Below are 9,045 nucleotides of genomic sequence, written 5' to 3'. Positions count from 1 at the left end.
GCCGCGTGCCCGGCTAGCTGGCCGGGGCCGCGGCGGGCGCGGGCGGAGGCACCAGACGGGTCTGGCCGTCCCACACGCGCGGTGCCTTGGGGGTGACCGGCAGGTACTTGAACCACTTGTGGGTGGCCATGTGGGCCGGATCCATTTGCAGTTCGCGGCTGTGCTTCAGGATGGGCGGCACGATCTTCTTGATGTCGCCGTCCAGGTCCTTGGCGGTGGTGAAGGCCGCCGCGCGGATGGCCACGTCCACGGCCTTCTGGCTGTACTGCTGCGATTGGGCCAGGGTGTTCAGGGCCTTGGTGGGGTTGTGGAAGCCCACGCTGTTCTCGGCGGAGATCAGATCCCAGAAGAACTGGCCCTTGCGGCACATCTGGCGCGCCTCGATCATCAGGTCGTCGTAATCGGCGGGCTTGGGCCCGGTGTATTCGGCAGCCATGCGGATGGCCTCGTGCGCCTTCACCGAGATGTCCTGAGCCACCATCAGCTGTTCCCAGACCTTGTTCTGGGTGAACAGCACGCGCTGGCGCAGGTAGTCGGGGGTCTTGTCGGTGTGGCACTGGCGGCAGGCGCGCAGGTCCGGATCCTTCAGCGGCGACGTCCAGTGGTGGGTGGACATCTTCTTCTTGCCGTCAAGCCGGGTGTACGACATGTGGCAGTCTGCGCAGGTGACCCCGGCGGAGCCATGCACGCCGTTGATCCACGTTTCGTATTCGGGGTGCTGGGCCTTCAGCATGGGGGTCTTGGACACGGGGTGCACCCAGTCCACGAAGTTGCCTTCGAAGCCCTTGGTGGTCGTGTTGCCGTGGGTCTTGTAGTACTCGAACATGTCTTCGGGGTCGAAGCCGTTGGCCCACGGGAACACCGGCTTCTTGGCCGCGCCGAATTCCTTGTCCTGGAAGTAGTATTCCACGTGGCACTGGCCGCAGACCAGGGCGCGCTTTTCGTTGCGGGACAGGTTCTTGAATTCCTTGTTCTGGGACTTCAGGTAGTCCTTCAGCGGCTCGCTGTACAGGCGCAGTTCCATGGTCTGCGGCTCGTGGCAGTTGGCGCAGCCGATGGTGTGGTCGTCCACGTCCAGCTTCTGGCGGAACTCGTGAAAGTCCTTGGCCCAGAAGGCATCGCCGTTTTCCTTCACCCATTCCATCATCTTGGGCGTCTTGCAGTTCCAGCAGGTGGAGGGCAGGCCCGCCTTTTCGCTGTAATTGTTCAGCCGGTCGATGTGCAGGATGTCCTTCACCGCGTAGGTGTGTCCGCGCGCGGCGCGGTATTCGTAGCTGAAGGGGTACCCCAGCCACAGGTTCTTCAGGTACGGCTGGGCGTGCTTGTACCCTTCGGGCAGGGGGTTGACGTTGTCGTGCTTGTTGTACGGCACGGACCCGCCGTATTCGGTCATGATCTGCGATTCGTTGTTGCGCAGGTACGTTTCGTACTGCAGCGGGAATTCCGCCTTGAAAGCGGAGTTCTTCATTTCCTCGGCGGAAAGTTTGGTCTTGTAGGTGGGCGTCATGGGCTCCGAAGGCTCGGAGCAGCCCGCCAGCACGGCGAGCGCCATGGCCATCAGCACGACGAGAAGGCGACGGCTAGACATCGGCGGCACTCCTTCTGGCAATGGGCAGCTTGGGGGTATGGGGCACGTGACGGTGGCAGTCGGTGCAGTACTTCTTTGTTTCCATGGACACGGTCATGGTGCTGGCCACGTGGCAGCGCCGACAGTTGGCCTGCACCACGTCCTTGGTTTCCTCGCCGGGGTGGATCAGGTCGGGGATGGTGCCAAGGGTTGTGGAGTAGATGTCGCGCGTGCCTTCCTTGGCCTTGAAGGGCAGCTTGGCTGCCAGGTTGTGCGGCGCATGGCATTCGTTGCACGCCAGCTTCGCGTGCGGCGAACGCTTGTGGGTCAGCGCCGCCTCGGCCATGGAGTGGCAACTGCCGCAGAACAGGGCCTGGTCCGTGGCAGTCATGGCCAGGGCCGCGCCTACGGTGATGGCAACGCCCGCCAGGGCGGCCAGGAGCATGATGCGCCATGGTCGGCCTGTGGGGTTGCTCCGCAGAGCATTCATGGTTCCTCCTCCTGTTGGTGTGTCGTGCGTCTGCCCGCCGCGAAAACCGGTGCGGCCCGCGTGCCGTCAGGGACGGCGCACGGTGCCGAGCAGGCGAGCGCGGGCGTTGCGCGGCGGGCGTGGCAAGGGTTCCCACGCTCATTGTATGTGAAAATAACATCCCGTGATACAATGATTTTTAATGGAGTGGCGAAGTCTGAACTTTTACAATTTTCTGATTATATTCATACTGCGCTGTTTTAACGGAAAGAAATTGCACGCATTGATGCGGCGCACAGTTTGACCGTGCCCGGACGGCCCGTATCAGGTGTTTGCGCGAAAACTTGTAATATTGCGTGAAACAAGGATATTTCTGGTGGCATGTAACGTATCGCGCAGGAAATCCAGGATAAGTGCTGTGTGAGCGTTCAGCCTGTGTTGGCGCGGCGCGGTCGGCCCGTGGGGTACGGTTCGCACGGTGGGGGGTATCTGGGTGTTCTTGCATTTTTTGTGTGAATAGTGTGTTATTGTAGCATATTGTCGAGCATTTGATTGCAATAATGTAATATTTTGCACTACAAATATGTGATAAAAAAACCAATATGGGCGCCATCAAACGCACGATCTTGCCGTTTTTGGAATTTTCCGCTATCGCACGTGAACCCGCCGCGGATTGCGCATTCGTGTCATTCCGGGGCGGAGTCCACGCCATCCGGAGAACGCGTCCATGTGTCGATTGTTCGCCTTGACTTCGACGGATCCCGTCTCCCCCATGGTGGCCATCAATGCCCTGAATGTGATGAAGGAAGGGCATGACGGCTCCGGGGTCGGGCTCTATCTATCAGGTCTGTCGGGTCCCTTCGCGGAGCATCCCGAATATCCCATCCTTTCCGGCATCTTCACCGAAAAGGGCCTGAAGCGGCTCGACGGGATCATGGACGACCTCGGGTTTCGTCCGTTCCATTCGGTGTCGATCATCAAGTCCGCTCCGCCCGCGGGCACCCCCAGGCGCGGCGTGTACCTTGCCCGCGCCTACGAACCGCCGAAGGCCTGGGCCGACATGCCCGAGGCCGAGCGCACCGCGCAGCGGGTGCAGACCCGCGTGGCCATCCGCCAGCAGGGCGAGGCCGAGCGCGACATGATGGCCTTCTCGTTCTGGCCGGGCGTGGTGATGATCAAGGAAGTGGGCGATCCGCTCACCGTGGGCGAGTACCTGGGCCTTGACCGGCCCGACCTGCACGCCCGCCGCATCCTGTGCCAGGGCCGCCAGAACACCAACTACGCCATCAACCTGTACGCATGCCACCCGTTCTTCATCGAGGGCGTGTGCACCATGACCAACGGGGAAAACACGGCGTTCATCCCGATCCGCGAATACCTTTCGTCGCGCAACGTGCCCGGCTACACCGGCTACCAGTCCGACTCAGAGGTGTTCACGCACATCATGCACTTCACGCATTACAAGCTGGGCCTGCCGGTGGAGGCGTACAAGCACGTCATCACCCCGCTGTCCGACGCCGAAATGGCCGGTCACCCCGACCAGGCCATGCTGGCCCGCCTGAAGGTGCTGTGCCGCAAGATGATCATCGACGGCCCCAACTGCGTCATCGGCTGCCTGCCGGACGGCACCATGTTCATGGTGCAGGACCGCAAGAAGCTGCGCCCCGGCGTGGTGGGCGGCAAGCCCGGCATGTACGCCTTTTCGTCCGAGTTGTGCGGCCTCGACGCCGCCATCCCCGACCGCGACAAGACCCTCGACTTCCAGCCCATGCATCTGGACACGGCCTACGTTCGTCCGGAATGCCAAGAGGTGACCATATGCAGCCAACTGCAGGCATTACCCCGTCAACGTTGAGCGTGAAGGACCTGCCCTGGCAGGTCGAGTGGAACAAGGACACCTGCACCCTGTGCGGGCGGTGTACCTCCGTGTGCCCGGTGAACGCCATCGAGCTTGCCGTGCACAGGAAGCGCGTGGTCGAAACCGCCACCGGCCTCATGCAGAAGCCGAAGAACACCTATTCGGTGTTCCACGGCATCCGCCAGCGCACCGACGCTGCGTACGCCTGCATCGGCTGCGCCATGTGCACCATGGTCTGTCCCAACAACGCCATACGGCCCATGCGGCTGGACGAAGGCACCGCGCTGCGCTTCCACAACAACCGCGGTGGCCACGCCCGCACCCGTGGCGGCCGCCGCAACGCGCCGGACAGCCTGCTGGACCAGATCAAGTTCATCCGCATATCCATGCTCACCGACCCCGCGCTGGACGCCGGGCGGCACGAGTTCGAACTGCGCACCCTGCTGGGTCGCGTGCTGCCCCCCGAACAGGGGCTGAAGGCCTTCCAGGAAAACGGCTGGGTGCCCGCGGTGCGCGAAATCTACCCGCTGGTCATCGGCTCCATGTCCTTTGGCGCGCTTTCGCCCAACATGTGGGAAGGCCTGCAGATGGGCGTCGCCTACCTGAACGAGGAAATGGGCATGCCCGTGCGCATGTGCACGGGTGAAGGCGGCTGTCCGCCGCGCCTCTTGCGTTCGCGCTTCCTCAAGTATGTCATTTTGCAGATTGCCTCCGGCTACTTCGGGTGGGACGAAATCCTGCATGCCATCCCCCATATGAAGGAAGACCCCTGCGCCATCGAGATCAAGTACGGCCAGGGCGCCAAGCCCGGCGACGGCGGCCTCCTGATGTGGCACAAGGTCAACAAGCTCATCGCTTCCATTCGCGGGGTGCCGCCGGGCGTGTCGCTGCCCAGCCCCCCCACCCACCAGACCCAGTACTCCATCGAGGAATCCGTGGCCAAGATGATCCAGTCCATGAGCATGGCCTGGGGATTCCGCGTGCCCGTCTACCCCAAGATATCCGCCACAACCACCTCGCGCGCCGTGCTGAACAACCTGGTGCGCAACCCCTACGCGGCGGGCCTTGCCATCGACGGCGAGGACGGCGGCACCGGGGCGGCCTACAACGTGTCCATGAACCACATGGGCCACCCCATCGCCTCGAACATCCGCGACTGCTACCACGACCTTGTGCAGCAGGGCTGCCAGAACGAGATTCCGCTCATTGCGGGCGGGGGCATCGGCAAGAACGGCAACCTCGCGCACAACGCCGCCGCCCTGATCATGCTGGGCGCCAGCATGGTGCAGGTGGGCAAGTACGTGATGCAGGCGGGCGCAGGGTGCGTGGGGTCGGAAATCGACCGCTGCAACATCTGCAACCTGGGTCGCTGCCCCAAGGGCATCACCTCGCAGGATCCCCGCGTGTACCGCAGGCTGGACCCGGAAAAGGTGGCCGAACGGGTGGTGGACTTCTACCTGGCCTTCGACACCGAGTTGCGCAAGATATTCGCGCCGCTGGGCCGGTCCACCTCGCTGCCCGTGGGCATGTCCGACGCGCTGGGCATTGCCAACAAGGATGCGGCCAATCGCCTCGGCATCCAGTACGTCGTTTAGCGCGCTGCGTCCTTTCGTTCTCCGGCGGTGTCAGGCTTCATCTTTCATTTCGGTCACGTACCAAAGAGTACGCTCCCTGCATGAAAGACTTGCCTTCCTGGCCGGAGAAACGAAATCACCGCAGCGCGTGCTGGCGGCAGCACCAGGCCAGGTCGAGAAAAGATTCCGCGCGGCGGGACGGAAAACATGTCCGTCTTCGGCGCGGCGAATGAAGATAACGCCGAAAAGGCAACCATACAGCAGCGGAGTGACGCCATGTCCCCCAGCGAAGTGGTCCGCGTAAGCGGCATGGAAGACGGAAAGCGCATCGAATCGCGCATTCTCGAAGAGCGCCTGCAAGGCGTCGTGCGCGACGGCGCGCGCAACGTGGAAGTGGATGCCTGCGGTCAGCACGGCATCGGCGGGCGCTTGTGGATATCGGAACAGGAGCCCGTGCACGTCACCGTGCGCGGCTCGTCGGGCCAGCGACTGGGTTCGCTTGGCAGCACCGGCACCACGGTGGAAGTGTTCGGCCCCGCGTCGGACGACGTGGGCTGGCTGAACGCGGGCGCCAACATTGTCGTGCACGGCAACGCCGGCAACGGCGCGTGCAACGGCATGGCCCAGGGGCGCGTGTACATCGGCGGCAACATCGGTTCGCGCGGCATGACCATGACCAAGCAGAACCCGCGCTTTTCCGCGCCGGAACTGTGGGTGCTGGGCGGCGTTGGCGACTACTTTGCCGAATTCATGGCGGGCGGCACCGCCGTTGTCTGCGGCGTGGGCGCGCAGAATCCCGCCAACGTGCTGGGCTACCGCCCCTGCGTGGGCATGGTGGGCGGGCGCATCTACGTGCATGGCCCGCACGAGGGCTTTTCGCAGGCGGACGCCAAGCAGGTGCCCATCGACGATGCCGCCTGGGCGTGGCTGACCGAAAACCTGTCCGGGTTCCTGGCCGCCATCGGCAAGTCGGACCTTTTGGCCGGGCTTTCGGTGCGCGAGGACTGGCAGTGCATCGCCGCGCGCGGCCCCTTCGAGAAGGTGGGCAAGAAGCGTCGGGGCGTGGCCGACTTTCGCCGCAACGTGTGGGAAAAGGAACTGGGCATGGGCGGCCTTGTGGGCGACCTGACCTCGGTGGACCGCAGCCCCATCCCGCTCATCACCACCGGTGAGCTGCGCCGCTTCGTGCCGGTGTGGGAAAACGGCCAGCACATGGCCCCCTGCCAGTCCAGCTGTCCCACGGGCATGCCGGTGCAGGAGCGCTGGCGGCTGGTGCGCGAAGGCCTGATCGACGAGGCGGTGGATGTGGCCCTGGCCTACACCCCCTTTCCGGCAACCGTGTGCGGCTATCTGTGCCCCAACCTGTGCATGCAGGGCTGTTCGCGCAGCCTGCAACGCATGAAGCCCGTGGACATCACCCGGATCGGCAAGGCCGGTGCGGCATCGCGCGCGCCCAAGTTGCCCCCGCTGACCGGGACGAAAGTTGCCGTCGTCGGTGGCGGCGCGGCGGGCATCTCCGTCGCGTGGCAGTTGCGCATGCGCGGCGTTGCCGCCACCGTGTACGACATGGACAAGGAACTGGGCGGCAAGATCAGCTCGGCCATTCCCGGCAGCCGCATTCCGCAGGACGTGCTGGACGCGGAACTGGCGCGCGCCCGCGAGGTGCTGCCCCACGTGCACCTGCAACAGCGCCTGGGCAAGGACGAGTTTGCCCAGCTGAAGGCCGACAATGACTTCGTGGTGCTGGCCACCGGCGCCAACACCCCGCGCATGCTGCCCGTGCCCGGCAAGGAACTGGCCCGCACCGCGCTGGAATTCCTGAAGTCGGCCAAGTCCGGCTCCGGCACCGTGGGCAAGCGGGTGGTCATCGTGGGCGCGGGCAACGTGGGCTGCGACGTGGCCACCGAAGCCGCGCGGCTGGGGGCGGAATCCATCACCCTCATCGACATCCAGACCCCGGCGGCCTTCGGCAAGGAAAAGGAAGAGGCGGAACACGTGGGCGCCACCTTCCGCTGGCCCTGCTTCACCAAGGAGATCACCGCCGAAGGCCTGGTGCTGACCACCGGCGAGCTGCTGCCCGCCGAAACGGTCATCTTCTCCATCGGTGACGCGCCCGGCCTCGACTATTTGCCCGAGGACATCGCCGTGGAACGTGGCCACGTGGTGGTCAACGAGATCCAGCAGACCACCGACGCGCGCGTCTTCGCCATCGGCGATGCGGTGCGGCCCGGCCTGCTCACCCAGGCCATCGGCATGGGCCGCAAGGCCGCCGAAGCCATCGTGGAGATGGCCGAAGGCAAGCGCCCCGTGTCCGACACCCGCAAGATGATCGATTATGCCCGCGTGAAGCTGGAATACTACGACCCGCGCATCGACAACTTCCAGGACCTCGGCCAGTGCGGTGACGCCTGCGCCAGTTGCGGCGCCTGCCGCGACTGCGGCATCTGCGAGACCATCTGCCCGCAGGCGGCCATCAGCCGCCGTGAAGTGCAGGGCGGCTGCGGCTTCGAGATGGCCGTGGACGCCGAGAAGTGCATCGGCTGCGGCTTCTGCGCCGGGGCCTGCCCGTGCGGCATCTGGAATCTGGTGGAGAACACCCCGATGGAATAACCGGGCGCACGCCCCTGGCGGGTGCTGACGCAAAGAACAACGGGCGGTCCTTCCTTTCGGATGGACCGCCCTTGGATTTGTCGACAAAGGTTTTTTTCGTGAAGAGTGGGGCTCTGCCCCACGCCCCGCAAGGGGGCCGCGCCCCCTTGACCCCTTATTGGGTAAAACTGCCTGGGGGGGCGGTAATCTCAGGGCGATCCTCCCTTCGGAAGGATCGTCCGTTTTCATTTCGGACGGGAACTGCGCGAAGGAAGGGGGAGGCGTTTCCCGGTCGGCTTTCCTGCCGGTTGGCAGTGGTCCCTACTGCAGGATGAACCCCATGGCCTTCAAATCCTTGGCCCAGCAGCCCCACGGCCCGGTCAGGAAGGTGACCTGCATGGTCCTGGGGTTGAAGCGCACCTTGGCGTCCTGGTCCAGATGGCACTGGCGGTCGTAGTTGGTGTGGGTGATGCGCAGGGTCCACGTGCCGTCCTTGTTGGGGCAGGTTTCCTCCACGTACACCGGGTGGCCGGTTGGCATGCCCCGGCCTTTGTTGGCGTCCAGCACCATGACCGAACCCGGCGTGGGCGTGCGGGTGGTGGCCCCGTTGCGCTGGGCGCAGGTGAACCACTGCACCGGGCTAGTGTCGCCCAGGCGGCAGGTGTCGATGCCGGTGCGGCAGCGAGCGTAGATCAGGCTTTGCGGCTGGCAGCGCCCCGTGACTTTTACCGTCTTGCCCTTCTTGTCCTTTTTCGTGGTGGTGGCCCCGGGCCGCAGCGAATAGCACTGGCCGCGCATTTTTTCCTGATTCATGGACACGCACTGCCCCTGCAGCACTCCGGTCAGCGGGTCGCACGCGGCGTCGTCTGGCGTGGTGGGCGAGTGGGGTTTGCGGGCCGTCTCGCGCATTCTGGCGGCCTCGGCGTCCTGATCGGCGTCGGGTGCGGGTTGCCGGACCGTGGCGGCAGGGGGGGCGGCAGGGGGGGCG

6 protein-coding genes are annotated in these 9,045 nt (G+C 64.6%); 3 read left to right on the top strand and 3 right to left on the bottom strand.

Annotation, left to right across the window (positions count from 1 at the left end; genetic code table 11):
* Positions 1 to 13: 13 nt before the first annotated feature.
* Both FVW20_RS01230 and FVW20_RS01225 read right to left on the bottom strand, forming a co-directional pair.
* Positions 14 to 1,588 carry an ammonia-forming cytochrome c nitrite reductase subunit c552 gene (locus tag FVW20_RS01230; protein ID WP_196607952.1) on the bottom strand — a complete coding sequence of 525 codons (1,575 nt, stop codon included), beginning with the start codon at positions 1,586 to 1,588 and terminating at the stop codon, positions 14 to 16.
* Complete coding sequence (locus tag FVW20_RS01225; protein WP_196607951.1) at positions 1,581 to 2,057, bottom strand: cytochrome c3 family protein; 477 nt, start codon at positions 2,055 to 2,057, stop codon at positions 1,581 to 1,583. Before FVW20_RS01225 ends, FVW20_RS01230 begins: the two co-directional genes overlap by 8 nt.
* 706 nt (positions 2,058 to 2,763) lie before the next feature.
* Between FVW20_RS01225 and FVW20_RS01220 the strand changes: the two genes are divergently transcribed.
* The 3 genes from FVW20_RS01220 (at position 2,764) to FVW20_RS01210 (ending at position 8,078) form a co-directional block, all read left to right on the top strand.
* Complete coding sequence (locus FVW20_RS01220; RefSeq protein ID WP_196607950.1) at positions 2,764 to 3,891, top strand: class II glutamine amidotransferase domain-containing protein; 1,128 nt, start codon at positions 2,764 to 2,766, stop codon at positions 3,889 to 3,891.
* Positions 3,855 to 5,489, top strand: a complete 1,635-nt coding sequence (locus FVW20_RS01215; protein ID WP_196607949.1) for a glutamate synthase-related protein — start codon at positions 3,855 to 3,857, stop codon at positions 5,487 to 5,489. Before FVW20_RS01220 ends, FVW20_RS01215 begins: the two co-directional genes overlap by 37 nt.
* A 255-nt stretch (positions 5,490 to 5,744) precedes the next feature.
* On the top strand, positions 5,745 to 8,078 hold the full coding sequence (locus FVW20_RS01210) for an FAD-dependent oxidoreductase (RefSeq protein WP_196607948.1): 2,334 nt from the start codon (positions 5,745 to 5,747) through the stop codon (positions 8,076 to 8,078).
* A gap of 300 nt (positions 8,079 to 8,378) precedes the next feature.
* On the opposite strand, the gene FVW20_RS01205 is transcribed toward FVW20_RS01210, so the two are convergent.
* The coding region (locus tag FVW20_RS01205) for a hypothetical protein (RefSeq protein WP_196607947.1) at positions 8,379 to 9,045 on the bottom strand (667 nt) is incomplete at its 5' end.

It is taken from the genome of Nitratidesulfovibrio oxamicus (assembly GCF_015731765.1).
Lineage (GTDB): Bacteria > Desulfobacterota > Desulfovibrionia > Desulfovibrionales > Desulfovibrionaceae > Cupidesulfovibrio > Cupidesulfovibrio oxamicus.
Note: the sequence above shows the minus strand (reverse complement) of the source record. Positions and strands in the feature narration are given on the sequence as shown.

Coding starts and splice junctions, on each gene's coding strand:
- FVW20_RS01230 (WP_196607952.1), bottom strand. CDS start 1,588: ATGTCTAGCCGTCGCCTTCTCGTCGTGCTGATGGCCATGGCGCTCGCC.
- FVW20_RS01225 (WP_196607951.1), bottom strand. CDS start 2,057: ATGAATGCTCTGCGGAGCAACCCCACAGGCCGACCATGGCGCATCATG.
- FVW20_RS01220 (WP_196607950.1), top strand. CDS start 2,764: ATGTGTCGATTGTTCGCCTTGACTTCGACGGATCCCGTCTCCCCCATG.
- FVW20_RS01215 (WP_196607949.1), top strand. CDS start 3,855: ATGCAGCCAACTGCAGGCATTACCCCGTCAACGTTGAGCGTGAAGGAC.
- FVW20_RS01210 (WP_196607948.1), top strand. CDS start 5,745: ATGTCCCCCAGCGAAGTGGTCCGCGTAAGCGGCATGGAAGACGGAAAG.